Consider the following 25686-nt stretch of genomic DNA (forward strand, 5'->3'; position numbering starts at 1 on the left):
GGTAAGGGTTTTCTCAGCCGGGAAGGCGAACGGGCATCAACAGGTACAGGTAGCCCGGCGCCACGTTCCCATCCTCGTCCACCGGCTTCAGCAATGCCGGGCGGCTGGGTGTGGTGAAGGACAAGTGGACTTTCTGCGTGCGGACGGCTCCGAGGCCGTCGAGCAGGTAGCCCGGGTTGAACGCGATGGTGACCGCTTCGCCGGTGTACTCGACCGGAAGTTCTTCCTCGGCAGAGCCTTCGTCGTCGCCACCGGCCGAGAGGCGCAGGCCGCCGTCGACGAACTCGAGGCGCACCTGCGTGCCGCGCTCGGCGACGAGGGACACGCGCTTGATCGCCTGCTGCAACGCGTCGATGTCGATGATCGCCGCGGCGCTGTGCTCGGAGGGCAACAACTGGCGGTACTTCGGGAAGTCCGCGTCGAGCAGCCGGGTCGTCGTGCGCTTGCCGGAACCGGAGAGGCCGAGCAGTCCGTCGTTGGCCGCGAGCGACATCTCGACCTTGCTGCCGGACGAGCCGAGCGTCTTGGCCGCGTCGCCGAGAGTGCGGGCCGGGACGAGGACGGCGACGTCGCCGAGCGTGGCGTCGGGCTCCCACGGGAACTCGCGCATCGCGAGCCGGAAGCGGTCGGTGGCGACGAGCGTCAGCTTGCCCTCGCCGATCTCGACGCGGACGCCGGTCAGCATCGGCAGCGTGTCGTCCTTGCCGGCCGCGACGGCGACCTGGCTGACGGCCTCGCCGAAGATCTCGCCGGGAAGCTCACCGATCAACTGCGGCATGGACGGGAGCGCCGGGTAGTCCTCGACCGGCATCGTCGGGAGGCTGAACCTGGCGCTGCCACAGCTGATCATCATGCGAGCGCCGTCGACCGCGATCTCGACGGGGTGGTTCGGGAGCGCCTTGGTGATGTCGGCGAGAAGACGCCCGGAGACCAGAGCGCGGCCACCGTCGGCGATCGTCGCGGGGACACCGACCTGAGCGGAGACCTCGTAGTCGAACCCGGAGACCGTCAGCGAGTCCTCCGACTCCGCGTCGAGCAGCACGCCGCCCAGCACCGGAACCGGTGGACGGGACGGAAGGCTGCGAGCGACCCAGGCGACAGCGTCGGCCAGGCCGTCGCGTTCGACGCGGATCTTCATGAGGCGTCCTTTCCTCGACAGTCGACAAGCCACCACGACAACGAGCCAGTGGGGGTTAGGGAGCCTCGACCCTCGGCTTCCCGAGGTGCGGAGCAACCACGTTAGAGCGTCCTGGCCCTTCCCGTCACTTCGGGGTTCGGCCACCGATCCCCGGGAACCATCCACGCTGTTTTGCTTTTGAAGATCTTCCTTGAAGAGATCCAACAGCAGTAACAGTAAGGGTTGTGGATTGTGGGGACAGGTCTTAAACGCGCAGGTCAAGGTGTCACCCACCATGTGGACTAAGGGGGGATGGCACCCGGGGACAGATCGGCACACCCGGGGACAGCCAGTTGTGCACAGGTCTCGATCCACAGATCGTCCACAGTTGTCCCCGGGTGCGTCCCCGGGTGCGGGCCAGTTGTACCCGGGTGTTCAACAGGCTTCTGTGGCCAGATCGTGGCCGGGGCCACAGACTTTTCCAGTTGTCCCCACCCCTTCGAGTGCAGGGGGTGAACAGAAAGCGTCGCCGCGTGGCCGATCCGGCGTCGTTCACCCGGGTCCGTGCGGCGTTCGTGGTGGTGGTTGGGCACGCACGTACTGATGTATCCCCACGTCCTCGCGGAGCTCGTCCCCGGGTGCTCGACGCCGACCCGGTCCGGCGCCCCCGGGTGTTCGCTGATCGACCGCCGGGCCGTCCCCGGGTGCTCGCGGTCGAGCCGGGTCGGCCGCGCCCGATGCGTTCGCGGCGTTCGAGCGGTCGCGGCCGGCGTCCCCGGGTGCGGACGAAAAAGGGGCCCTCCGCGGTGGAGGACCCCTTCGTGGCTACCCGGGTGGATCAGGGAGCGTGGCGAGCGCGCTGCTTGATCCGCGACGTCAGTTCCTGGACCTGGTCGTAGATCCGGCGGCGCTCCGCCATCTCCTTGCGGATCTTCTTGTCCGCGTGCATGACGGTCGTGTGGTCGCGGCCGCCGAACGTCTGGCCGATCTTCGGCAGCGACAGGTCGGTCAGCTCGCGGCACAGGTACATGGAGATCTGCCGCGCCTGGGCGAGCGCCTTCGTCTTGCCGGGGCCGCACAGGTCGTCGATCGAGACGCCGAAGAACTCGGCGGTGACCGCCATGATCGTCGGGGCGGTGATCTCCGGCGCGTGCGAGTCCGGGATCAGGTCGCGCAGCACGATCTCGGCGAGCTGGATGTCGACCGGCTGGCGGTTCAGCGACGCGAACGCCGTGACGCGGATGAGCGCGCCTTCGAGCTCGCGGATGTTCCTCTCTATGCGAGAGGCGATGAACTCCAGCACGTCGGCCGGAGCCGCGAGCCGGTCCTGGGCCGCCTTCTTGCGCAGGATCGCGATCCGCGTCTCCAGCTCGGGCGGCTGGATGTCCGTGATCAGACCCCACTCGAACCGCGTGCGCAGGCGGTCTTCCAACGTCTCCAGCCGCTTGGGCGGCCGGTCGCTCGACACCACGATCTGCTTGTTCGTGTTGTGGAGCGTGTTGAAGGTGTGGAAGAACTCCTCCTGCGTGCCTTCCTTGCCCTCCAGGAACTGGATGTCGTCGACGAGCAGCACGTCGATGTCCCGGTAGCGGCGCTGGAAGGCGACCTTGCGGTCGTCACGCAGTGAGTTGATGAAGTCGTTGGTGAACTCCTCGGTCGACACGTACCGCACGCGCATGCCGGGGAACAGGCGCTGGGCGTAGTGCCCGACGGCGTGCAGCAGGTGCGTCTTGCCGAGGCCGCTCTCACCCCAGATGAAGAGCGGGTTGTACGCGCGGGCCGGTGCCTCGGCCACCGCGACGGCCGCGGCGTGCGCGAACCGGTTCGAGGCGCCGATGACGAACGTGTCGAAGTTGTACTTCTCGTTCAGCCGCGTCTGCGACGGCGAGGGGTTCGCGGGCCGCGTGTACGGCAGGTTCGCGTTCGGCGTCACGGCGGCCGCGGTGCTGGCGGCGTTGTACGTGGGCCAGATCTCGGAGACGGCGGCGAGCGCGTCGCCGGCTTCGTCGACCTCTTCTTCCGCACCGTCCGCGGCACTCGCCTGCGGGTCGTCCGTGATCACGGGGCCGGGCGTGTCGCCGTTCGGGAGCACTGGCATGACCGGTGCGACGGGCGGGATGACCTGCGGCGCCACGACCTGCTGCTGGATCGCCTGCATGGAGATCGGCGTGGTGGGCGGGCTGACGGGCGCCGCCGGCGGTTCCGGGGAGTCGACCTTCACCGCGAGCGAGACGGACCGGCCGAGCCGGCGGGACAGCGCGGCGGTGATCGGGTCGCGCAACGCCCGTTCGATCGCTTCCTTCGCGAAGTCGCTCGGAGCAGCGAGCAGTGCCGTTCCATCCAGCAAACCGATAGGACGGGTGACCCTCATCCACGCGCGTTGCTGAGGGGACAGGTGGCTGGTCGCCAACTCCTGCACCACCTCGGCCCACACGAGACCAAGATCGACCTGCTGGTTCGACACCTCCGCGCCCCTCCCCTCCGCCGGAGCCCAAGACTCCACATGTGGACACGGAGAATAGAGGTATCCACAGAGTTATCCACAACTGTGCACTAAAAGGTGCGTTGTGTTGCCGGTGTGATGGCGGCTCCCACGCCTGCCCGGCACGCGCGAAGGGAGAACGGTAACAAGGCCCGGCACGCCTCACAAGACGTGGTCTGGGGCACCCCGATTTGGTCGTGGCACCCGGGCGTGCGTACCCTCAGAGGAGTCTCCCGCTTGCGACGGGCGCCTTTCGCGCGCCTACGTCCACTGCCGTCGGGGACGACCACACAGGCTTTGTCAGCAGTGAAGCACCGGGAGACCGACCGTGAGCAAGGGTAAGCGCACCTTCCAGCCCAACAACCGCCGCCGCGCGAAGACGCACGGCTTCCGGCTGCGCATGCGGACCCGCGCCGGCCGCGCCATTCTGGCCGCGCGCCGCAGCAAGGGCCGTGCCACGCTGTCCGCCTGACAGCGGCTGGTAAGCGCAGCGTCGTCGTGCTCCCACCGGCCGCCCGGCTCACCCGCAGCCAGGACTTCGGCCTGGTGGTCCGCCGAGGCCGCCGCGCCGGACGACCCCGGTTGGTCGTCCACGTCTTGAAGCCCGACGTGCCCACCTTGGATTCGTCCAAGGTGGGCTTCGTCGTGAGCAAGGCAGTTGGCAACTCGGTGGTCCGCCACCGCGTGTACCGCCGCCTGCGCCACGTCGTGCGTCCCTCACTGGCAGACATGCCGCCGGGAACTCTCGTCGTGGTGCGCGCGTTGGCACCAGCAGCCGAAGCGACGAGCTCGGAGCTCGCCGCTGACTTCTCTTCCGCTCTGCGCAAGGTGCTGCGATGACCACGTTGCCTGCGAAGGTCGCGCTGCTGCCGGTGCACTTCTACCGGAAGTTCATCTCGCCGCTGCTGCCGCCGACCTGTCGCTTCTACCCGAGCTGCAGCGCGTACGCGGTGGAAGCGTTGACCGTCCACGGTGCGCTGCGAGGAACCTGGCTGACCATCCGCCGGTTGCTGCGCTGCGGACCCTGGCACCCTGGAGGCCTGGACCCCGTTCCGCCGAGGCGGCAGGTCCCCGACGTATCCACCGAGGAGTAGCTCCCGTGCTCAACTTCATCTACTACCCGGTGTCCTTCATCTTGTGGTGTTGGCACTGGGTGTTCGGCAAGGTCTTCGGTGAAGCGAGCGGGTTCGCCTGGGCGCTGGCCGTGATCTTCCTGGTCTTCACCCTCCGCGCCATCCTCTTCAAGCCGTTCGTCGGCCAGGTGCGCTCCATGCGGCGAATGCAGGAGTTCGCCCCGGAGATGCAGAAGATCAAGAAGAAGTACCCGAACGACCGCCAGCGCCAGGCTCAGGAGATGCAGAAGCTCCAGTCCGAGCACGGCGTCAACCCGCTCGGCGGCTGCCTGCCGATGCTGGTGCAGATCCCGGTGTTCATCGGTCTGTTCCACGTGCTGCGCTCGTTCAAGCCCGGCTGGGGCGAGGTCTACTTCTTCGACAAGCAGGGCGTCGACTCGTTCGTCAACGCCAAGCTCTTCGGCACGAACCTCTCGACGTTCATCACGATGCCGTCCGACCAGCTGGCCCAGTTCGGCACCGAACGACTGAACGTCATCCTGCTGTCGGTGCCGCTGATGATCGTGGCGTCCATCGCCACCCACTTCACGGCCCGCCACTCGGTCGCCCGCCAGAACCAGGCGGCGCTGGACAACCCCCAGACCGCCATCATGAACAAGCTGACGCTCTGGATCTTCCCCCTGGGCGTCCTCGCCGGCGGCTTCTTCTTCCCCGTCGCCATCCTTCTCTACTGGCTGTCCAACAACGCGTGGACGCTCGGCCAGCAGCACTTCGTCTACAAGCGCATCGACGCCGAGGAAGAAGAGAAGAAGGCCACGGTCGTAGAAACCCGCCAGGCCCTCGCCCCGAAGCCGGGCGCCAAGCCGACCAACCCGAAGAAGCCCGCCCCCGGCGCCAAGCCGGCCAACGGCGCCAAGCGCATGCCGACCGCGGGCCCGAGCGGCCCGTCGAAGTCCGCGTCCGCCGCCTCTTCTTCGGACTCCCCCGCCGCCACCAACGGCAACACCGAGATTCCCGGCCTGACCCCAGGCCGATCCACCAGCAAGAAGCCGGGCAGCAAGAAGCGCCGCTGATTTCGGGCGCAGCCCCGGAGAGGAGACATCGTGTCGGAGACCTTGCAGGCGACCGACGACGTGGAGGCGTCGTCCGAGGCCTCAGCCGAGGCCACGGCAGAACCGCAGTCGCAGAGCAAGACCGAAGACCTGCTCGTCCAGGAAGGCGACATCGCAGGCGACTACCTCGAGCGCCTGCTGGACCTGCTCGACTACGACGGCGACATCGACCTCGACGTCGAGAGCGGCCGAGCCATCGTCAGCATCGACGGCGGCGAAGACCTCGCCAAGCTGGTGGGCCCCCGAGGCAACGTCCTCGAATCACTCCAGGAACTCACCCGCCTGGCAGTCCAGCAGGAAACGGGAGTCCGCTCCCGCCTCATGCTCGACATCGCCCAGTGGCGAGCGGGTCGCCGTGCCGAACTGGCCGACATGGGCCGCACCACCGCAGAAAAGGTAGCCGCCTCAGGCGAGCGAGCCCGCCTGCACCCGATGACCCCCTTCGAACGCAAGGTGGTCCACGACGCCGTAGCCACGGTGGCAGGCGTGCACAGCGAGAGCGAAGGCGAAGAGCCGCAGCGCCGGGTAATCATCTTCCCGAAGCCCTAACGACTCCAGCCGCACAACGGCCCCCGGTTCCATCAGGAACCGGGGGCCGTTTGCTGTCTGGAGGGCAGAGGCGAGCGCGCCAAGAAGAGGAGGGACGGGGAGAGAGCTACCGGAGGGGGCGGTGGAGAGAGGGCGGCGGGCGGTGGGCGGCGGGAGGAAGAGTGAATAGAGGAAGGACGAGAGGCGGCGAGGGTGGAGTGGCGAGGGTGGGGCGGAGGGAGGGAAGGGCCAAGGAGCGAGACGGGCGGGAGGACGGGAGGCGGGAAGGCAGGAAGAGGGAGACGGGAGATGAAGAGGCAGGAGATCGGGAGGCGTGGGCGAGACACGGGAGGTTGAGACACGGAAAGCGAGAGATGGAGAGCTAGAGGTCGGGAGACGGCGGGAAGGGAGGCCGGGATCGCGCGGAGGACACGGGGTGCGGAGGACGCGAGGCGGGCCAGACACGGGACGGGGAGGACGGGACGTACGCGGGGCGGGACGTACGCAGGGCGGGCTGGACGCGGGGCGGGCCGGACATGGGGCGGGCCGGACATGGGAGCAGGCGGGCTGGCGGAACGCGCGGCGTGAAGGGTGGTCGCGGGGACGCGAAGCGACGTGCGGGCAGAGCGGCTTAGGCGGAGGGGCGGGCGGAAGCTAGGACGCCCGAGACGGCGCCGTGTCTGGTGTCAGCCGCAGTCGTCAACGCGGGCCGACCACGCACGCAGACCTGACGCGCGCACCGAACCGGCAGTCGACATCGCAACCCGAGTGCGCGGTGCCAGCCGGACAGCCACCAACGCAACCCCACCACCTACGAGTCCTGGCGTGGCGACGCGAAGCGAGCCCGAACGGGCTGATGCCCGCCACTGAGCCGGTTCCGCCGTTCATGGCGATTGGGGCTTGACCTTGAGGGGCTGGATGCCAACCTGTCTCGGTCCGGCCGGGGCGTACTTCACCCCGGCTTTGAGGCCGCGAATGCATCCAGCTAGAGGCTCAAGGTCAAGCCTCAATCGCAACCCCGCTCACTTCGTCACTGCCTGACGGACCACTCTCGCAACCGCAGGCCGAACCAAGCGAACGCGACCAACCCCGCTGGAACAGGAACTGGCCAACACAAGGCGACCCGAACCCTACCGACCTGTTTCACGTGAAACCCACCAGGCATCCAGCCACTCAGCCTGCTCGGGCGTATCCGGCACACCCCTCCCCCGAGCCGCCCCAATCAACCCCCAAGCCTCCCCAGGCGAAACCCCATCCATCCCCAACAACATCCCAGCCATCAACGACGACCGCCCCACCCCGGCCCAACAGTGGAACACCACATGCGCCCCACCCAGATAAGCCTCATAAACCGGCCGGACCACACCAACAGCCGCCGCAACCGAAGGCACTCCCCGATCAGGAATCGGCAAGCACAAGTACCGAATCCCAGCGGCACCAACCACCCGCTCCTCATCCACCAGATCGCACTCAACCCGCTCCGAGTCCGTCTGCAACGAAACCAACACCCCCACCCCGGCACCCAGAAGCCCCCGCACCTTCCCCTCCAGCAACCGCCCACCGGCCGGATGCGCCATCGTAGAAACCAGACCAGGACCAGTCCGAGCAACGGTGTAGAGCCGAGGCAGCAACTTTCCCCCAAGTTTCACGTGAAACAGCGCTCAGGATTTGGCGCCGCACACGGTCGATCCGTCATGATGGTGCCCTGGCATTCGCCAGCTTTTCCACCGGCCGCTGGGACACCGCCGCCGCGTGGTTTCACGTGAAACGTGGACGGAGAACATGGCCGGGGAGTTGCCCGACAGCGCGAAGCTCGTCTTCGGTGAGCACGTTGAGCGTGCCGCCGAGTTTGTGAGGCTCCTGGAGGAGCACGGCGTCGAGCGCGGACTTATCGGTCCTCGCGAGGTCGAGAAGATTTGGGATCGGCACGTGCTCAACTCGGCGGTGATCGAGGAGCTCTTCAAGCCGAACGAGCGCGTGGTCGACGTGGGGTCGGGTGCTGGGTTGCCCGGCGTGCCGTTGGCGATTGTGCGGCCGGACCTTCGCATCACCTTGCTGGAGCCGATGGCGCGTCGCATCGCCTGGCTCGAAGAGGTGAAGGAACGGCTCGAACTCGACAACGTGACGGTGCTCCGCGGGCGGGCTGAGGAGGGGCCGATTCGCAAGCAGCTCCTCAACTGCGATGCGGTCACGGCGAGAGCTGTGGCGCCGTTGGAGAAGTTGGCGAGGTGGTGTCTGCCGCTCCTGAAGGGTGGCGGGCGGATGGTGGCGCTCAAGGGCGAGCGTGCTGAGGAAGAGTTGGAACGCGACGGCGCTGCGGTGGCCAAGGCTGGGGGCAGCAATGCCGAGGTTGTCGTCGTCGGAGCTGACGTACTTGAGGTGCCTACGACGGTGCTCATCATCGAGCGCCAGACGAGGAGGGATCGGTGAGCGTGTACCCGGAGTTTCAGGCGGCTGATGCAGCCGGGAAAGCCGATGTTCCACGTGAAACTGCGCCTTCCAAACCCAAAGCCAAGCCGACCAACAACGGAGATGACAGCGCCGTGGTGTGGACCCCGATTGCAGAAGAGGCGGCTCGTGCGGCAAGTGTGCTGCACCCCGACGAGTCGCTGCTCCCCCGCCCGACCCATCGCCGGGTGATCACCGTCGCCAACCAGAAGGGTGGCGTCGGCAAGACGACGAGCACGGTGAACCTCGCCGCGGCGCTCGCCATTCACGGGCTCAAGGTGCTCGTGATCGACCTCGACCCGCAGGGCAACGCCAGCACGGCGCTCGCGGTTGAGCACCGGTCCGGCACGCCGTCCGTCTACGAGGTGCTGCTCGGCGAGATCTCGATCGCCGAGGCGGCTCAGGTCAGCCCGACGTCCCCCAACCTCTACTGCGTGCCCGCGACGATCGACCTCGCCGGCGCCGAGATCGAGCTCGTCTCGATGGTGGCGCGTGAGGCGAGGCTCAAGGAGGCGCTGAGTCCGGAGGCGCTCGACCAGCTGCAGCCCGACTACGTCTTCATCGACTGCCCGCCGAGCCTCGGCCTGCTGACGGTCAACGCGATGGTGGCGGCGCAGGAGGTGCTGATCCCGATCCAGTGCGAGTACTACGCGCTGGAGGGGCTGAGCCAGCTGATCCGCAACATCGAGCTCGTGCAGCAGCACCTCAACCCCGAGCTCAACATCTCCACGATCCTCCTCACGATGTACGACGGCCGCACGAAGCTCGCGGACCAGGTGACCAGTGAGGTCCGCGGTCACTTCGGCGACGTCGCCCTCAAGACCGTGATTCCGCGCAGCGTGAAGGTCTCCGAGGCACCAGGATTCGGGCAGACGGTGTTGACGTACGACCCCGGTTCGCGCGGGTCGATGAGTTACCTCGACGCCGCGAAGGAGATCGCGATCCGCGGGGCCAAGAGGGAGGGCGCATGACGGAGCAGCGCAAGGGCGGACTCGGACGCGGCCTGGCCGCACTCATCCCCCAGGGGCCGCCGGCGGGCGCGCCCAGCACGATTCGGCCCGCCATGGGTGGCAACGGGTCCACCAAGACCGCGGCGCCCGCCGGTGAGGTCGCGGGGGCGGTGTACCGCGAGATCGCGGTGACGGCGATCCGCACGAACACCAAGCAGCCGCGGCAGGTGTTCGACCAGGACGCGATTGACGAGCTCTCGTTCTCCATCAAGGAGTTCGGGCTCATGCAGCCGATCGTGGTCCGCGAGCTCACCGCGGACACCTTCGAGCTCGTCATGGGTGAACGCCGGTGGCGCGCCACGCAGCAGGCCGGGCTCAAGACGATCCCGGCCATCGTCCGGCAGACCGCCGACGACGTCATGCTGCGCGACGCGTTGCTGGAGAACATCCACCGCGTTCAGCTCAACCCGCTCGAAGAGGCGGCGGCGTACCAGCAGCTGCTCGAGGAGTTCGGCGTCACGCACGAGGAACTCGCCGACCGCATCGGCCGCAGCCGCCCCGTCGTCACGAACACCATCCGGCTGCTGAAGCTCCCCCTCCCCGTCCAACGGCGGGTCGCGGCGGGCGTGCTGAGCGCCGGTCACGCGCGGGCACTCCTCGGTCTGGACGACCCGGGCACGCAGGAAGACCTCGCGGCACGGATCGTCGCCGAGGGCATGTCAGTCCGCGCGACCGAAGAAGCGGTGACGATCGCCAAGAACGAGAAGCCCAAGAAGGAGAAGGCAGCCCCGCGCAAGCAGATGCACGCGCCGGGTCTGCAGGAGCTCGCCGAGCGCCTCTCCGACAACTTCGACACCCGCGTGAAGGTCGAACTCGGGCAGCGGAAGGGCCGGATCGTCGTCGAATTCGGGTCAGTTGACGATCTTGAACGCATCGTCGGCATGATCAGCCCGAACACGACAATTCGGACATCGGAGTAGGCCCATAGGATCACCCACGGGCCTTATGTCACGGTGACGATGACGCCCCGCATCCGGAAGGATACGGGGCGTCACCTATGAGAAAAGATCAACGAGCGACAGCGCGCTCGATCAAACCGGCGTAGATCTCGCCCAGGGACTGCCCCGCCGCCTCGACGGCCATCGGCAGAAGCGACGTCTCGGTCAGCCCCGGCGACACGTTCACTTCGAGGAAGTAGACGGTGCCGTCGTCAGCCACCACCGCGTCGGTCCGCGACACGTCCCGCAACCCGAGCAACCGGTGCGCCGCGACCGCGAGCTCCCCGACCGACTTCTCCACCGACGCGTCCAGCCGAGCCGGCGCGTGGAAGTCCGTCAGCCCCGCCGTGTACCGAGCGGTGTAGTCGTACACCCCGGTCTCCGGAACGATCTCCACGGCCGGCAGCGCGTACGGACCGTCCGGCCCGTCGACGACCGACACCGCCACCTCCACGCCGGAGATGAACTGCTCGGCCAGCACGGTGTCCCCGTACGCCAGGCACCCGACCATCGCGGACGGCAGATCCGCGGCATCCCGCACGACCTGAGCGCCGAGAGCAGACCCGCCCTGGTCCGGCTTCAACATCAACGGCAGCCCGAGAGTCGAGACCATCGCGTCCAGCACCGGACGAGCACCGAGCTCCCGGAACGTGGCGTGCGGCAGCACGACCCACTCCGGCGTCGCGAGCCCGGCACGAGCCAGCTCCGCCTTCGCGGTCGGCTTGTCCCACGCCCGGCGGCACGCCCGTGAGTCCGTCCCGACGTACGGCACCCCGAACATCTCGAGGATCGTCTGCACCGACCCGTTCTCGCCCTCCCCGCCGTGCAGAGCGACGACAACGGCATCCGGGCGCGAAGCCTGCAGACGCGACACCAACGACGCGTCCGCGTCCCACTCCTCCACCGTCACGCCCACCGACCGCAGGGCAGCCGACAGACGGCGACCGGAACGGATCGAGACCTCGCGTTCGTGGGAGAGCCCACCGGACAGCACAGCGACCATGCGGTCAGCCACAGCACAACTCCAAAGAAAGATCAGGCGGTGTCAGGCGACGGGGTCTGCGGACCGGACAGCTGACGGCCCGGCGTCGCCCCGAACGTCGCGGCCAGCTGCATCTCGTCCTCGATGACGTTCGCCAGGCGGCGTACGCCCTCGCGGATGCGTTCCGGCGTCGGGTAGCAGTACGAGATCCGCAACTGCCGAGACCCGAAGCCGTCCGCGTAGAAGCCGGTACCGGACGCGTACGCCACCCGAGCCGTCACGGCCCTGGGCAGCATCGCCTTCGTGTCGATGCCCTCCGGCACCGTCACCCAGACGTAGAAGCCGCCATCCGGAATGTTCCACGTGGAACCTTGCGGCATGTGCTGCTCCAAAGCGGAGATCGCAGCGTCACGCCGTTCCCGGTACGCCTCGCGGTACGTCTTGATCTGGCCCTTCCAGTCCTGCGTCGACAGGTACCGGGACACGATCATCTGGTTCAGCGTCGGCGGGCACAGCGTGGCCGACTCGGCGGCCAGCACCAGCTTCTCGCGCACCGCGTGCGGCGCCAGCACCCAGCCGACCCGCAGCCCGGCCGCGAACGTCTTGGAGAACGACCCGAGGTACACCACGTTGTCCGGGTCCATGGACCGCAGAGCGGGGTACGTCTGCCCGTCGAAGCCCAACAGGCCGTAGGGGTTGTCCTCCACCACCAGCACGCCATAGGTGCGGCAGATCTCCAGGATCTCGGCCCGCCGCGACACCGCCAGCGTCACGCCGGCCGGGTTGTGGAAGTTCGGGATCGTGTAGAGGAACTTCACCCGCTGTCCAGCGCGCTTGCAGGCCTCGAGGGCCTCTCGCAGCAACGACGGCACGAGCCCGTCAGCGTCCATCGCGACGTGCACGACCTGCGCCTGGTAAGCCGTGAACGACCCGAGAGCACCCACATAAGAAGGGCCCTCCGCGATGACGACGTCACCGGGGTCGCAGAAGATCCGGGTGACCATGTCGAGGCCCATCTGCGAGCCGACGGTCACCACCACGTCGTCCGGGTGGCCGTTGATGCCTTCCAACGCCATGACGTCGCAGATCTGCTCGCGCAGCAACGGAACACCGTGCGCCGAGCCGTACTGCAGGGCCACGAGCCCCTCGGACGCCACCAGCTGGCCGATCTCCGCGGACAGCGACTCCAACGGCAGCGCGGCCAGGTGTGGCATGCCACCGGCCAGCGATACGACCTCCGGCCTGGACGCGACTGCGAAAAGTGCCCGGATCTCCGATGCCGTCATCCCTGCCGTGCGCGCTGCGTAGCGACGGAGGTGGGGGTCAAGGCTTCTGGGGCCCTGCTTGGCGGGCTGACCGGGCATTGTCATGGGGACTCCTGTATGGGAAATGTCCCGAGCGAGTGTAACCGTCGTCCCGTTCAGGGCACGCGCCTTCCGGGTTCCGTCACATTCGCCTACCCTCGTATGGGTTCACTGTGTGTGCCAAGGGGTGGAGGTCGGGGTGTCGCGACGCGTCGTGGGCGTCACGTTGGACAACCTGGAACATCTGTCCAAGCACAGCAGGACGTGCGTCTTCTGGGAACTTGCTCCTCACCTGCGAGAACAGGCTGAGGAATACGGCGACACCGAGTTCGAGAAGGAAGCCTGGGTCTCCAGCGTCCTGCTCGAATGGGGTTCGTGTGGTCGCCTCATCTACTGCGACGGCATCCCCGCCGGTTCGGTGTTCTACGCACCACCGGCCGCTGTTCCGCGCAGCGCCGCCTTCCCCACCTCTCCGGTGAGCCCGGACGCGGTCCTCATGACGTCGCTGGACGTCCTCCCGGAGTTCCGAGGGGGCGGACTCGCGCGCGTGCTCGTGCAGGCCGTGGCGAAGGATCTGACCCGTCGTGGCGTGAAGGCCATCGAGGCGTTCGGCGACATGCGCCCGGACGACTCCGAGCCCAGTTGCGTCACGCCGGCCGACTTCCTGACGAGCGTCGGCTTCAAGACCGTGCGGCCGCACCCCCGCTGGCCCCGGTTGCGCATGGAGCTCCGCAGCTCCATCACCTGGAAGGAAGACGTCGAGGCCGCCCTCGAACGCCTCCTCAACAGCGTCACAGTCTCCACCGCGGAACCCAGCTTCCGCCCGGTCTGAGACACCGAAAAGGCCCCCTCCGCCAACGCGGAGGGGGCCTTTTCGTCAGTCAGTACCAGTTCAGCTCTTCGACATCTCGTACCGCAGCAGGTCGTTGAACGTGAACGTGCCCGTCGGCTGGTCGTCCTTGCCGAGCAGGTAGAGCCGCTTCACGGCCACGAGGATGCCCTCGGCCACGATGTCGCGGAACCCGGGAGTCGCCAGTCGTGCGCGGTCCTCGGTGTTCGTCAGGTAGCCCACCTCGACGCGGACGGCCGTGCAGCGGGTGAGCCGCAGCAGTTCCCACGACTTGGGGTGCGACCCGCAGTTCGACATGGTCGTGCGGGCGGTGACCTCGCGCTGGATGAACCCCGCGAGCGCCTCACCGACCGTCGACGACGTGCCGTTGCCGGTCCCGTAGTGGAACGTCGCCACGCCCTGCGCGTTCGGCGACGAGTTGCCGTCGCTGTGCAACGACAGGATCAGGTCGGCGCCCGCCTCGTTGGCGAACCGCGCGCGCTCGGCCTCGTCGGGGCAGTTGTCGGGACCGCGCGTGAGCAGGGCCTCCATGCCGGTCGCGGCCATCTTGCCCTCGAGGCGGCGGGCCAGGTCCAGCATCAGGTCGGCCTCGGACAGCCCGTCCACGACCACACCGCGGTCCTGGCCGCCGTGGCCGGGGTCGATGACGATCCGCTTGCCGGACAGACGAGAACCGGCGCCACGCAGTCGTTCCTGCTCGCGCAGCAACTGCGGACGGCCGCCGCGAACCTTAGGCTGGAGCTGGCGCAGCGCGCGGACGGTGTCCGGACCGCACATGCCGTCCACGATCAGTCCGTAGTCGCGCTGGAAGTTCCGCAGCGCTCCCTCGGTCTGCTGGCCGAACACACCGTTGGAGCGGCCGACGTCGTACCCGAGCTCCAGCAGCCGTTCCTGCAGCATCAGCACGTCGTCACCGGTCGTCGGCTGCGACATCAGGAACGCGAGCGGCCGGTCCCCCAACCGGAACGTCGCGTCACGCAGCGAGCGATAGGTCGCCGGGCCGACGAGTCCATCGATGATCAGCCCCCGCTGCTGCTGGAACGCGCGCACGGCGTGCTCGACCTGCTGGTCGAACACCGGCGGCGCCTGTGGGTCGGCCGGCGGAAGCAGTCCGAGCCTGGTCAGGATCGACCGGATCTCGGCAACATCACTTCCGACGTCCCCGCGGCGGAGCAGCTGCATGCACCCTCGCTCGACTAGGGCGCCGAACCTGGTCGGCGCGTCAGTTGGGAAGTCCTCATTGTGCCCTGCTGCGCTCAGTGATCGATGCAGGGCTACTCACAGTCGTACCGAGATCACCGCCCCGGCACCAAAACGAACGTGACCCGCTCGTCTTATCGATAGACGGGCGGGTCACGTTGCTCGTTGCAAAGGACTTCGTAGCCAATGCAACTTTTTTCTCGTCAGGCCAGGACGTCCTGCAGGTCGTTCAGCAGTGCGGCCTTGGGCTTCGCGCCGACGATCTGCTTCACCGGGCGGCCGCCCTGGAACAGGATCAGCGTCGGCACGGACATGATCTGGTAGTCGCGGGCGATCGCCTGGTTGGCGTCGATGTCGACCTTGGCGATGGTGATCTTGTCGCCGTGCTCGGCTGCGATCTCCTCCAGCACGGGCGCGACCATCTTGCACGGGCCGCACCAGGTCGCCCAGAAGTCGACCAGCACGGGCTTCTCGCTGGTCAGCACGTCGTCCGCGAACGACTTGTCGGTCACCGTGATGGTGGCGCCTGCCATGTTGCTCTCCCTAAAAGATCTCGCAGAAGGAACTTCAGTTGCTCTTGCCGTAGCCGCCACCGACGGCCTCGGCGGCGATCTCGGCCTGCTCGGTGCCGTGCTCGGCCAGCCACCGTTCCGCGTCGATCGCGGCGCTGCAACCGGAGCCGGCGGCGGTGATCGCCTGGCGGTACTCGTGGTCGACGAGGTCACCGGCGGCGAAGACGCCGTCCAGGTTCGTGTAGGAGGACTTGTCCTTCGTCAGGACGTAGCCCTCGGCGTCCAGGTCGACCTGGCCCTTGACCAGCGCCGACCGCGGGTCGTGGCCGATCGCCAGGAAGAAGCCGGTGACGGGCATCTCGGACTCGGCGCCGGTCTTGGTGTCCTTGATCTTGATGGACGACACGGTGCCGTCACCCAGCACGTCGGTTACCTGCGTGTTCAGCTGCCACTTGATCTTCTCGTTGGCCCGCGCGCGCTCCAGCATGACCTTCGAGGCGCGGAACTCCTCGCGGCGGTGGATGACCGTCACGGACTTGGCGAAGCGGGTGAGGAACGTCGCTTCCTCCATCGCCGTGTCACCGCCGCCGACGACCGCGATGTCGTGGTCGCGGAAGAAGAACCCGTCACAGGTCGCACACGCGGACACGCCGCGGCCGAGCAGCTCCTGCTCGCCCGGGATGTCGAGGTACCGAGCCGCGGCGCCCATCGCGAGGATGACGGCCTTGGCCTCGTAGGTGACGCCGTTCGCGACGACCTTCTTGATCTCCCCGGTCAGCTCGACCGACTCGACGTCCTCGGCGCGCAGTTCGGCGCCGAAGCGGGTGGCCTGCTCACGCATCTGCTCCATGAGCTCGGGGCCCATGATGCCGTCGCGGAAGCCGGGGTAGTTCTCGACCTCGGTCGTCGTCATGAGGGCGCCGCCGTACTGCGAACCCTCGAAGACCAGGGGCTCCAGCTGCGCACGTGCCGCGTAGACCGCCGCGGTGTAACCCGCAGGTCCCGATCCAATGATGATCACGTTGCGCACGCTCACGGCTGATGCAACTCCTCGATCTCGTCGTCTGACTGGCTCAACGGATCGTAGGTGCAGCTAATTCCGTGACTTGAGCGACTACCTCGGTGCGATCAACTCGTTCGCGAGAACGCCCCCGGGCTTGTCCGGACCGCAGGCCTTGGGGTCGAGCACGACCAGCCTGATCTGGCCGGGTGCGCCACCGGGCAGGATCGCCATCACGGCGTCCTTGCCCTCGAGGTTGATCGGGCTGATGCCGAGCGGCTTGGACGCGGCGCTGATGCCGCCGCCCTCCAGGCAGCCGGCTAGCCGGTCGGGTGACTCCAGCGGGCCGTAGTTCTGGGCCTTGAGCACCTCGCCGACCGCGGACCCCAGCTCCTCGCGCTTCAGCGACAGCGGCGGTTGCGCGGATCCGGGCGAGGCCTGCGTCGTGGGAGCGGGCGCGGCGTCACCGGGCGTGTTCGCCTGCTGCCCGTTGGGGGCGACGGCGAGCACGATGCCGAACGCGGCCGCGGCGGCCACCAGCACGCCACCGCCGAGGCCTAGCCTGCGGTTGCGGCGCTTGCGGGCGTCGTTCAACGACACGACCGGAGCGATGCCCGGACGTGCCTCAGCGGCCAACGCGGCGTCGATCCGCGCGGCCACGTGGTCGGGCATCGGAATGGGGGGAAGCGACTGCAGGTCCTCCAGCGTGGCGTCGAGCGCCCGCAGGATTTCCCTGGCCTCGGCATCCGCCTCGACCCTCGGGCGCAGCTGTGCGGCGACCTCAGGGGGCAGCACGCCCGCGTGCAGGTCCGCGATGAGGTCAACCGACCACGGCGGACCCATCGGCACGCGCTCCATGCCGGTCATCGGCCCTCCCACTGACGTTGCTCTTGCACATTCACACCGTCAGCTGGGACGTTCGCATCTGCGATTCGGTTCCTGAGGTGCCCGAGAACTTTGGCGAGCTTGGCGCGACCTCGCGCACATCGGCTCTTCACCGTGCCCTCCGCGATGCCGAGGAGCTTCGCCGTTTCGGCGACCGAATACCCCTCGACGTCCACGAGCACGATGGGCGCCCGCTGCTCTTCCGGCAACTCCATCAACGCCTGTTGCACGATCAGGCTGGTCTCGCGGTCGCTCATCGCGTCTCGGGGCGCGACGGGCTCGCCAGGACCGGCCTCGGGCAACGGCACTGTCGGTCTTGTTTGTCGGCGTCTCATCCGATCGAGGCACGCGTTGACCACGATCCGGTGAAGCCAGGTCGTCACCTGTGACTCTGCGCGGAACGACGAGGCGGCGCGGAAGGCCGAGATGAACGCCTCCTGCAACGCGTCCGCGGCCTCTTCCGGGTCCCGCAGCGTGCGCAGCGCCACCGCCCACATCCGGTCCCGGTGCCGTTTGACCAGCTCCGAGAACGCGTAGGGGTCACCTGCGGCGTGGGCCGAGATGAGGTCGGCGTCCGAGCTGGCTGCGGCGGTCACGAGTGGAACCATAGCGAGCGTGATCACAGATCACCCGGACAGGTCTACCCAGCGTGGCTGAGTACTTTTACCCGGCTTGCCGGATTGGCCGCCGTTGTCACTGCGCGCGGGTGTAGAGGATCTCGCGGATCTCGCTCTGGTTCTTGCCGCCACCGGTGCTCGTCAGCTGCGTGATCCAGATCAGCACGTGCCCGGTCGGTTCGTGGTCGTTCAGCTGGATCTGGGTCTGCCCGTCGGACAGGTCCGCGACGCCGATGACCTTGGTCTCCTCCAGCGGCGAGTCGAGCGCCGACGCCACCCGGATCTCGACCTTCGTGCCCTTGCTCGGCGAGGTGATCGTGACCGAGGCCAGCTTCACCGGTTCCGCGAACGACCCCATCAGTCCGATGCCGGGCTTGAGCGCCGGGAACTGCTGGAAGTAGTTGTCGGTCCGCCAGAACGTGCTCGCGTTGTTGTCCGCGGCCCTGCTCGCCTGGTTCGCGTTGTCGGGCTGGTTCGTCACGTCGTAGACGCCCAGCGCTGCGGGCTGCACCGGACCGGCGGGCGCGGGCGGAGGCGCGGTCTGGCCGTTCGACCCGGGCTGGTTGATGACCACGGTCGGGCCGCCGCCCTTGGACGGTTCGTCGCTGAAGAAGCCGACGATCTGCACGCTCAGCCAGACGATCACGGTCAGCGTGGCCACGGCCAGGACCGCGACGCTGATCCACAGCTTCTTCTTCTGCTGCTTGTCCTGCCGTGGCTTCTGCGTCGTCCACACGACCTGGTCGTCGTCATCATCGTCGCGCGCCGACACGGCCGGGATCAGCGACGTCTGCGCCTCTTCGGCCGCGATCTGGTCGAGGACCTGCAGGATCGCCGCCGACGTCCGGATGCCGCCCACGGAGGTGTCCTCCAGCGAACGGACCGCGACGGACGACAGGTCGTGCGGCAGGTACGGGTGCAACGCGTTCGGGGCGACCACGGACCCGTCCGGCCCGGTCGGGGCCACCGGCACGCCACTGGGGCCGTTCGGCAGCGCCCACCGGCCGGTGAGCAGCAGGTACAGGATCGCGCCGAGGCCCTTGACGTCGTCGCGCGCGATCGCGTCCGGTCGCGGACCGGGGAACGCGAGGCGCAGGCGGCCGTCCGAGGTGACCCGGATGCGTTGCGGGTGGTCGGCGCCCAGCACGAGGCCGGCGTGGTGCGCGCCCTCGATGGCGGCGCCCAGCGGCTCGAGCAGGCGGGTTGCGGCGCCGGCGGGCAGCGGGCCCTCCGCGATGAGGTCCATCAGGTCCGTGCCCTGGGTCCACTCGGCGATGACCATGCCGAGGATGCCCTCGTCGGGACGGATGCCGGTGCCGGGCGTCAGCACGTCGATCACCCGCGAGACGCCGGGGTGCGTGAACGACGACGCGTGCATCGCGCGTTCGACCGTGCGGCGGGCACGGGCCGACGCCTCGCTGTCCGCGAGGTTGCCGAGCAGGACCGTCAGCGCCACGTCCCGGTTGAGCTGACCGTCACGCGCTCGCCACAGTTCGGCGTTCGACCGGGCGTCTGCTCCGGATTTCGCGAGCAGCCGGTAGCGGCCGTTGCCGATGACGCCGCCGGGGACCAGGGCGGCGTGGACTCCGCTACTCACAGGAACGAGGGTACGGGACGTCGCTCACGGACCGGGGTCACCGTCGCCGCACCAAACGGTTGATCTTCGCAATCGCCGGCGCCATCTCGGGTACCCGGAACGCCGCCAAAAGGCCGAACGCGAGCGGCAGCCCGATCAGCGTCACCAGCACCAGTTCGACCCAGCTCGACACGATGACGCTGGAGAAGTCGAAGAAGCCCTGGACCAGCCAGTTCAAGGCCTTGGCGACACCGAACGCCAGCGACGAGGCCACCACGGTGAGGCAGACGGTCCAGATCGTGAACCCGGTGCGCAGACGACCGAGGCGGATCCGCAGCCACACCTGGCCGACGATCGCGCCGAAGACGAAGCTCAACGACATCGCGAGCGACACGCCGACGGCGAGCTGCGAGGCGTCGCCCGGCGTGGAGATGGCGAGGAACAGGTAGAGCAACCCGATGCGCACCGCCACGATCAACGCCTGGATCAGCGTCGGCGTGCGGGCGTCCTTCATCGCGTAGAAGACCCGCAGCTGGAGCAGCGTGATCGCGTACGGCACGAGGCCGAACGCCGAGAGCGCCAGCGAGAGGCCGATCCTCGTGCCGCCGTCGACGCCGGAGGCGCCCAGGGCGAAGACGCCGAGACCCACCGCGAGGCCGGACACCGTCAGCAACGCGCTGAACGGCATCAGCAGGATCGCCGACATGCGGTTGCCGAACAGCAGGTCGCGCACGATCGACTCGTTGTCGTTGTTCGCGGCGGCCCGGCTCATCTTCGGCATGAGCGCCGTGAGCAGCGAGACGCCGAGAACGCCGTAGGGCACCTGGGCGATCAGCCACTGGTAGTTGAACGCGGTCAGCGCGCCCTTCGCGCTCGTCGCCACGTTCGTCAGCACGGTCATGCTGGCGAGACCGAGGCCGACGTAGAGCAGCACCCAGAACGCCAGGCTGCCGAACTCTGAGAGCCGCGAGTCCCAGCCGAACCGCCACTTGAACTTGAAGCCGGTCTTCTTCAGCGCCGGGAACAGCACGGACGCCTGCACCAGCACGCCGAGCGCGGTGCCGAGGCCGAGGACCAGCAGGTGCGTGTCGGTCATGCGGACCGGGTTGAGCGTGAGCTCGCCCGGCAGCAACGCGTAGACGCCGAGAACACCGATCACGACGACGTTGTTCAGCACCGGCGCCCAGGTGGGGATGCCGAAGACGTGCCGTGCGTTCAGCACGGCGCTGAGGAGCGCCGTCAGGCCGTAGAACACGATGCCCGGCAGTACCAGGTACGCGAACGCGGTGACGAGCTCCGGGTTCGCTTCCGGTGAGTCGGAGACGTAGATGTCGGTGAGCAACGGCGCGCAGGCCATCGCGAGCACCGTGCCGATCCCGAGGATCAGCGTGCCCATCGAGATCAGCCACTGGGCGTACGACTCGCCGCCGTCGCCGTCCTCCTTCTCGGCGCGGACCAGCAGCGGGATCGCCACGCTGGTCAGCACGCCGCCGAGGAGCAGCTCGTTGATCATGGTCGGCAGCGTGGAGGCCGCCTGGTACGAGTCACCGAGGGTCTCGGCGCCGATCACCGCGATCAGCAGGACCTTCGACAGCAGGCCGGTGGCGCGGCTGACGATCGTCGCGATCGCCATCGATCCGCTGGCTCGCGCGACCGATGGTTCCTGCTTCTGCTGCTCTGGCTGGGTGGTCGTGGCTGTCTCGCTCACGCGCTCGACTTCTCCGGTGTGACGTTCTCGATGGACGGGGCTTCGCCGTTCTCGCCGTTGCGAGCACGGACCCGCTTGTAGATCCGGCGTCCGGACAGCAGCACGAGCGCGACACCGGCGATCATCGTGATGATCACCGTGATCGTGCCGTACGCGGACGACGACACCTCCAGCTTGACAGTGTCGCCCAGTGGAACGCCCTCGGGCGTCGTCAGCCGGACGTTCACCGGGAACCGGCCGGACCGCAGCACCTCGACGGGCACCCGCACGACGCGTTCGCCGCGGGCGGGAAGCACCTGGTCGGCGAGGTCGAGCTTGCGGATGCCGGGGGTGTCGGCGAGGTTGATCCGGACCGTCACGCGGACGTCGAGCTTGTTCGTGATCGTGACGGGGATCGGGCTGTCGCCGGAGCCGAGCAGGATCGGGCTGTTCGGCTGGGTCACGCCGACCATGCCGGTCAACGCGTTCAGCTCGCCCTGGCTGACCTGGGCCGCGACCTGGGCGCCCTGCTCGTTGCCGCGCCACGCACCCGACATCGCCCGCAGCAGACCGAGCCACAGCGGGTCGGCGAGGTCGGACGGCGCCGCGTGCGCGCTGTCCTCCTGCTGCATGGCCGCGACCAGGCCGTTGAGCTCGATGCTCTGGTCGGTCACGGAGTCGGTGATGGCCGGCGAGACCTCACGCGCCCCGGCCTCGGCCGGGTAGGTGATCTTGGCGTTCGTGACCGCCGGGGTGGCGTTGGTGAGCTCGGAGAGCCCGGTCTGGGTCGCGTACCCGCCGGCCAGCAGCTTCTGCGCGGTCGTCAGGAACTCGGTCATCTCCGACAGCGGCGCCTGCCACCGGCGCGGCGGCGCGATCAGCACGTTGCGGCCGTCGCCCTGCCACCCGGCGCGGAACACCAGCACGGCCAGCGCGTTCTGCACCGACACCGGCTGGCTCTCGACCGGGGACGTCGCCCCGGACAGCGTGCGCGGGCGTGAGTCGCTGCCCACCAGGGCGTCCGAGACCATCGAGTCGATCCGGACGGCGGTGACCGGGTTCTTGCCGGCGATGCCCGCGGGCGCGGTGCCGGGAGCGTCGGAGACACCGGTCGGGTCGAGCAGCAGCGCCTTCGCACCGGCGTACTTCTTGTCCGGCTGCGGGGTGACCAGCTCGTCGAACGTCGACTGGTCGAGCACGCCGTCCTCGGGCCACACGAAGTCGGGCAGCGGCTGCACGGACAGGACGTCCTGGATGAGCTTGGGGCCGTCGGTCACCGCGAGCGTGCGCATCGTGCCGAGCTTCGCCCTGTTCAACGCCACGAGGTCGGCGTCGGCGTAAGGCAGCGCCACGACACAACGGCCCGTGACGGCCATCTTGAGCCGGTCGAGCCACAGCTTGGCCTCGGTCTTGCCCTTGCCCTCCGCACCGCCGCGCACCTTGTAGCCGGTGCTCATGGCCTGCACGGTGCGCAGCAGGTCGGGGTCGATGGCGAGGCACATGGCCGTGCTCATCGCCGAGATCGACGCCTCATAGGCCTGCAACAGCCCGTACAGCCGGCCGTTGACCGAGAGCGACGTCGCGAGCTCGTCGTCGATCAGCTCGGACTGGCCCTCGCCGCCGAGCCGGACGAGCCGCGGGCGGTCCGCGATGGGCCACAGCATCGTGAGCTTGGCACCGGCACCGGGCTTGGCCTTGGTGTCGCCGCCGGGCACGCCCAGCACGGGCAGCAACGTCGAGAGCGCCGCGAGCCGGGCCTGGCCACCGAAGTCCGGCCTGCCGTTGACGTTCGCGAGGATCGGGTAGATGCCGGGCTGGTCGACCTCGAGCGACGTCGGCTCGGTACCGCGCAGCGGCACCTCCAACGTGAAGTCCTTCTGCGCGCCGGGCTCGAGCTCGCCCGCGATCGGGGTGAACTTCGGCTGCACGGCCTCGGCCGCCGCCGGCTCGCGCAACGCCTTGCGCAGGTCGTCCTCGGAGCCGAGCGGCTCACCGCGTTCCAGCCGCAGCACGATGTCGAACACCTTGCGGTCGCCGACGTTGACGATCTTGCCGGTGATCCGGACGGTGCCCGGCGAGTCGCTCGTGACGAACCGCGGGGTGAGCTGGTCGATGTCGAGCCGCACGAACTGCGGCTGCGCCTGGCCCGGCTGGGCCGAGAGAGATCTGGTCGCCCACACCTGGGTGGCGGGCGCGGGCATGAACGGCAGCGCGTCGATCTCGTCCGGTTGTGACTGCTGGGCGCCCGCTGGGGGCGCCGCGATCACCACGAACGCGACGGCGGCGGCTGTGCAGACGAGCTTCCTCAGGCTCACGCCGGCCCCGCCCCGTTGCGGCAGCGGTCGGCGAGCAGTTCGGCGGCTCGGCGGACCAGACGGCGCTCGTCGGCGTGTGCCAACCGCTCGTCCAGCTCGCCGAGGGGCACCCACGCCACCTCGGTGACCTCCACGTCTTCGTCGGAAAGCTCTCCCCCCGTCGCTTCGAGGAGGAAGTGGTGAACCGTCTTGTGCACCCGGCGGTCGTCTGCGACGAACCAGTAGTCGATCGACCCCAACGGGCGCAGCACCCTGCTATGAATACCGGTCTCCTCGGCGACCTCGCGCACCGCGGTCTGTTCCGCGGTCTCGCCGGCCTCGATGTGACCCTTGGGCAAAGACCACAGCAACCGGCCCCGCCGGTCAAGTCTGCCGATCACCGCGGCCCGTTGCTCTCCGTCGAGCACCAGGCCACCCGCCGACGTCTCGTCGACGGTCTTGAGCCTCCGGCCCCGGCGCCTCTTGCGGCGCCCCGGCTTGGAACCTCCGGAACGTGCGGCTGACGGGGGCATGGGCCCGATCGTACTTACGAACCTTGAGCACGCCGGTTTCTCGTGTCTCGATCGCTCCAGCAGAATGCGGTGGTGGAAAAGCCCGCCATCACACCTGTCGTCGCCGAACTCGCCGCTCGGTTCGCAACCGAGGGCAAGCGCCTCTACCTCGTGGGTGGCAGTGTGCGCGACGCCGTGCTGGCGCGCCCGACGAACGACTTCGACTTCACCACGGACGCGCGACCAGCCGAGATCCAGCAGCTGCTGAAGGGCTGGGCCGACGCGCAGTGGGACACCGGCATCGCGTTCGGGACGGTCGGGGCGTCCAAGAAGGGCGAGATCATCGAGATCACGACCTTCCGCGCGGACGTCTACGACGGCGTCACCCGCAACCCCGAGGTGACGTTCGGCGACTCGATCGACGGTGACCTGGTCCGGCGCGACTTCACCGTCAACGCGATGGCGTTCGACATCGCGGCCTCGGAGTTCGTCGACCCGACCGGCGGCCTGCAGGCGGCGCGCGAGGGCGTGCTGGACACCCCCGCGACCCCGCAGGAGTCGTTCGGCGACGACCCGCTGCGGATGTTGCGGGCCGCGCGGTTCGTCTCCCAGCTCGGCTTCACCGCGGCGCCGCGAGTGATCGAGGCGATGCGGTCGATGGCAGCCGAACTCACCCGCATCACGCCGGAGCGCGTGCAGGTGGAGCTGTCGAAGCTCCTGTGCGGGGCGCACCCCCGCCGCGGCATCGAGCTCATGGTCGAGACAGGCCTGGCGGACATCGTCCTGCCGGAGCTGACGGCCATGAAGCTGGAAATCGACGAACATCATCAGCACAAGGACGTCTTCGACCACTCCCTGGTTGTGCTGGAACAGGCAATTGATCTTGAAGAAGTTGATCAATCACCCGATCTGGTGCTGAGGATCGCCGCGTTGCTGCACGACATCGGCAAGCCGGCGACCCGGAAGTTCGAGTCCGGCGGCGGAGTGTCGTTCCACCACCACGAGGTCGTGGGCGCGAAGATGGTCCGCAAGCGCTTGCGGGCGTTGCGGTTCTCGAAGGAGATCACCGAGGACGTCGCCAAGCTCGTCTACCTGCACCTGCGGTTCCACGGGTACGGCAGCGGCGAGTGGACCGACTCGGCCGTGCGCCGGTACGTGACCGACGCCGGTGACCTGCTGACGCGGTTGCACAAGCTCGTCCGTGCGGACTGCACGACCCGTAACAAGCGCAAGGCGAACCTGCTGCGCCGGACGTACGACTCTCTCGAGGAACGCATCGCGCGCATCGCGGCCGAGGAAGACCTCGCGCGCGTGCGCCCGGACCTCGACGGCAACGAGATCATGAAGCTGCTCGGCCTGCCGCCGGGTCGCGAGGTCGGCGCCGCGTGGAAGTTCCTCAAGGAGCTCCGGCTGGACCGCGGACCGCTGGACCGCGACGAGGCGGAGGCGGCGTTGCTCGACTGGGCGCGCGAACAGGGGATCACTCCCCCGGCCTAGTGCAGGCGTCGATTACGCATAGTGAGTGAATGCAATCCCCGCGTTAGCGAAGTGTCAGCGGG

Annotated in this window: 24 protein-coding genes; 10 read left to right on the forward strand and 14 right to left on the reverse strand. The window is 68.4% G+C overall.

What is annotated here, in order from left to right:
• Positions 1 to 13 precede the first annotated feature (13 nt).
• Complete coding sequence (gene dnaN, locus JNUCC0626_RS33405; RefSeq protein WP_394614730.1) at positions 14 to 1138, reverse strand: DNA polymerase III subunit beta; 1125 nt, start codon at positions 1136 to 1138, stop codon at positions 14 to 16.
• An 817-nt stretch (positions 1139 to 1955) separates the two neighbouring features.
• Positions 1956 to 3581, reverse strand: a complete 1626-nt coding sequence (gene dnaA / locus JNUCC0626_RS33410; RefSeq protein WP_394614731.1) for a chromosomal replication initiator protein DnaA — start codon at positions 3579 to 3581, stop codon at positions 1956 to 1958.
• Between the two features lie 346 nt (positions 3582 to 3927).
• Between dnaA and rpmH the strand changes: the two genes are divergently transcribed.
• The 5 genes from rpmH to JNUCC0626_RS33435 all read left to right on the forward strand — a co-directional run bounded on the left by rpmH (position 3928) and on the right by JNUCC0626_RS33435 (position 6333).
• Entirely contained in the window at positions 3928 to 4071 is a 144-nt protein-coding gene (gene rpmH, locus JNUCC0626_RS33415; protein WP_030465619.1) for a 50S ribosomal protein L34, read from the forward strand.
• Positions 4072 to 4145: 74 nt separating this feature from the next.
• Positions 4146 to 4439, forward strand: a complete 294-nt coding sequence (gene rnpA, locus JNUCC0626_RS33420) for a ribonuclease P protein component (protein WP_394622154.1) — start codon at positions 4146 to 4148, stop codon at positions 4437 to 4439.
• Entirely contained in the window at positions 4436 to 4693 is a 258-nt protein-coding gene (gene yidD / locus JNUCC0626_RS33425) for a membrane protein insertion efficiency factor YidD (RefSeq protein ID WP_030480223.1), read from the forward strand. Before rnpA ends, yidD begins: the two co-directional genes overlap by 4 nt.
• Positions 4694 to 4698: 5 nt before the next feature.
• Complete coding sequence (gene yidC / locus JNUCC0626_RS33430; protein WP_394614732.1) at positions 4699 to 5745, forward strand: membrane protein insertase YidC; 1047 nt, start codon at positions 4699 to 4701, stop codon at positions 5743 to 5745.
• 30 nt (positions 5746 to 5775) lie between these two features.
• The gene (locus JNUCC0626_RS33435; protein WP_394614733.1) at positions 5776 to 6333 is read left to right on the forward strand and encodes a protein jag; all 558 of its coding nucleotides are present in this window, start codon (positions 5776 to 5778) and stop codon (positions 6331 to 6333) included.
• Positions 6334 to 7442: 1109 nt separating this feature from the next.
• Here JNUCC0626_RS33435 and JNUCC0626_RS33440 read toward each other — a convergent pair.
• Positions 7443 to 7889, reverse strand: a complete 447-nt coding sequence (locus JNUCC0626_RS33440) for a protein-tyrosine phosphatase family protein (protein ID WP_394614734.1) — start codon at positions 7887 to 7889, stop codon at positions 7443 to 7445.
• A gap of 205 nt (positions 7890 to 8094) precedes the next feature.
• On the opposite strand from JNUCC0626_RS33440, the gene rsmG reads away from it, so the two are divergent.
• The 3 genes from rsmG to JNUCC0626_RS33455 all read left to right on the forward strand — a co-directional run bounded on the left by rsmG (position 8095) and on the right by JNUCC0626_RS33455 (position 10690).
• A complete protein-coding gene (gene rsmG, locus JNUCC0626_RS33445; protein WP_394614735.1) occupies positions 8095 to 8742 on the forward strand; it encodes a 16S rRNA (guanine(527)-N(7))-methyltransferase RsmG in 648 nt (215 codons plus the stop codon).
• Positions 8743 to 8855: 113 nt separating this feature from the next.
• Positions 8856 to 9731, forward strand: a complete 876-nt coding sequence (locus JNUCC0626_RS33450) for a ParA family protein (protein WP_394614736.1) — start codon at positions 8856 to 8858, stop codon at positions 9729 to 9731.
• Entirely contained in the window at positions 9728 to 10690 is a 963-nt protein-coding gene (locus JNUCC0626_RS33455) for a ParB/RepB/Spo0J family partition protein (protein ID WP_394614737.1), read from the forward strand. Before JNUCC0626_RS33450 ends, JNUCC0626_RS33455 begins: the two co-directional genes overlap by 4 nt.
• Before the next feature lie 88 nt (positions 10691 to 10778).
• Here the strand turns inward: JNUCC0626_RS33455 and JNUCC0626_RS33460 are convergent, their stop codons facing one another.
• Both JNUCC0626_RS33460 and JNUCC0626_RS33465 read right to left on the reverse strand, forming a co-directional pair.
• Positions 10779 to 11723: a D-alanine--D-alanine ligase family protein gene (locus JNUCC0626_RS33460; RefSeq protein WP_394614738.1), complete on the reverse strand. Its 945-nt coding sequence runs from the start codon at positions 11721 to 11723 to the stop codon at positions 10779 to 10781.
• A gap of 20 nt (positions 11724 to 11743) precedes the next feature.
• Positions 11744 to 13060: a PLP-dependent aminotransferase family protein gene (locus tag JNUCC0626_RS33465; RefSeq protein ID WP_394614739.1), complete on the reverse strand. Its 1317-nt coding sequence runs from the start codon at positions 13058 to 13060 to the stop codon at positions 11744 to 11746.
• Positions 13061 to 13193: 133 nt separating this feature from the next.
• On the opposite strand from JNUCC0626_RS33465, the gene JNUCC0626_RS33470 reads away from it, so the two are divergent.
• Positions 13194 to 13826, forward strand: a complete 633-nt coding sequence (locus tag JNUCC0626_RS33470; RefSeq protein WP_285636554.1) for a GNAT family N-acetyltransferase — start codon at positions 13194 to 13196, stop codon at positions 13824 to 13826.
• Between the two features lie 60 nt (positions 13827 to 13886).
• Here the strand turns inward: JNUCC0626_RS33470 and JNUCC0626_RS33475 are convergent, their stop codons facing one another.
• From JNUCC0626_RS33475 to JNUCC0626_RS33515, 9 genes are all read right to left on the reverse strand, one after another.
• Positions 13887 to 15026 (reverse strand): N-acetylmuramoyl-L-alanine amidase, encoded by a 1140-nt coding sequence (locus tag JNUCC0626_RS33475; RefSeq protein ID WP_394614740.1) that lies wholly within the window; start codon positions 15024 to 15026, stop codon positions 13887 to 13889.
• Positions 15027 to 15247: 221 nt separating this feature from the next.
• Positions 15248 to 15577, reverse strand: a complete 330-nt coding sequence (gene trxA / locus JNUCC0626_RS33480; RefSeq protein WP_382441331.1) for a thioredoxin — start codon at positions 15575 to 15577, stop codon at positions 15248 to 15250.
• Between the two features lie 34 nt (positions 15578 to 15611).
• Positions 15612 to 16592: a thioredoxin-disulfide reductase gene (trxB, locus tag JNUCC0626_RS33485; RefSeq protein WP_285636563.1), complete on the reverse strand. Its 981-nt coding sequence runs from the start codon at positions 16590 to 16592 to the stop codon at positions 15612 to 15614.
• A gap of 78 nt (positions 16593 to 16670) precedes the next feature.
• Positions 16671 to 17423, reverse strand: a complete 753-nt coding sequence (locus JNUCC0626_RS33490; protein ID WP_394614741.1) for a hypothetical protein — start codon at positions 17421 to 17423, stop codon at positions 16671 to 16673.
• Positions 17420 to 18037: an RNA polymerase sigma factor SigM gene (gene sigM, locus JNUCC0626_RS33495; RefSeq protein ID WP_065915504.1), complete on the reverse strand. Its 618-nt coding sequence runs from the start codon at positions 18035 to 18037 to the stop codon at positions 17420 to 17422. The genes JNUCC0626_RS33490 and sigM overlap by 4 nt, the downstream gene beginning before the upstream one ends.
• Positions 18038 to 18134: 97 nt before the next feature.
• Complete coding sequence (locus JNUCC0626_RS33500) at positions 18135 to 19655, reverse strand: protein kinase family protein (protein WP_394614742.1); 1521 nt, start codon at positions 19653 to 19655, stop codon at positions 18135 to 18137.
• A gap of 37 nt (positions 19656 to 19692) precedes the next feature.
• Positions 19693 to 21342: a murein biosynthesis integral membrane protein MurJ gene (gene murJ, locus JNUCC0626_RS33505; RefSeq protein ID WP_394614743.1), complete on the reverse strand. Its 1650-nt coding sequence runs from the start codon at positions 21340 to 21342 to the stop codon at positions 19693 to 19695.
• Positions 21339 to 23636 carry a DUF6049 family protein gene (locus JNUCC0626_RS33510; RefSeq protein ID WP_394614744.1) on the reverse strand — a complete coding sequence of 766 codons (2298 nt, stop codon included), beginning with the start codon at positions 23634 to 23636 and terminating at the stop codon, positions 21339 to 21341. The genes murJ and JNUCC0626_RS33510 overlap by 4 nt, the downstream gene beginning before the upstream one ends.
• Positions 23633 to 24148 carry an NUDIX hydrolase gene (locus tag JNUCC0626_RS33515; protein WP_382441325.1) on the reverse strand — a complete coding sequence of 172 codons (516 nt, stop codon included), beginning with the start codon at positions 24146 to 24148 and terminating at the stop codon, positions 23633 to 23635. Before JNUCC0626_RS33515 ends, JNUCC0626_RS33510 begins: the two co-directional genes overlap by 4 nt.
• A 42-nt stretch (positions 24149 to 24190) precedes the next feature.
• Between JNUCC0626_RS33515 and JNUCC0626_RS33520 the strand changes: the two genes are divergently transcribed.
• Complete coding sequence (locus JNUCC0626_RS33520; protein ID WP_394614745.1) at positions 24191 to 25624, forward strand: CCA tRNA nucleotidyltransferase; 1434 nt, start codon at positions 24191 to 24193, stop codon at positions 25622 to 25624.
• Positions 25625 to 25686 lie beyond the last annotated feature (62 nt).

This window comes from Lentzea sp. JNUCC 0626 (genome assembly GCF_043632865.1).
Lineage (GTDB): Bacteria > Actinomycetota > Actinomycetes > Mycobacteriales > Pseudonocardiaceae > Lentzea.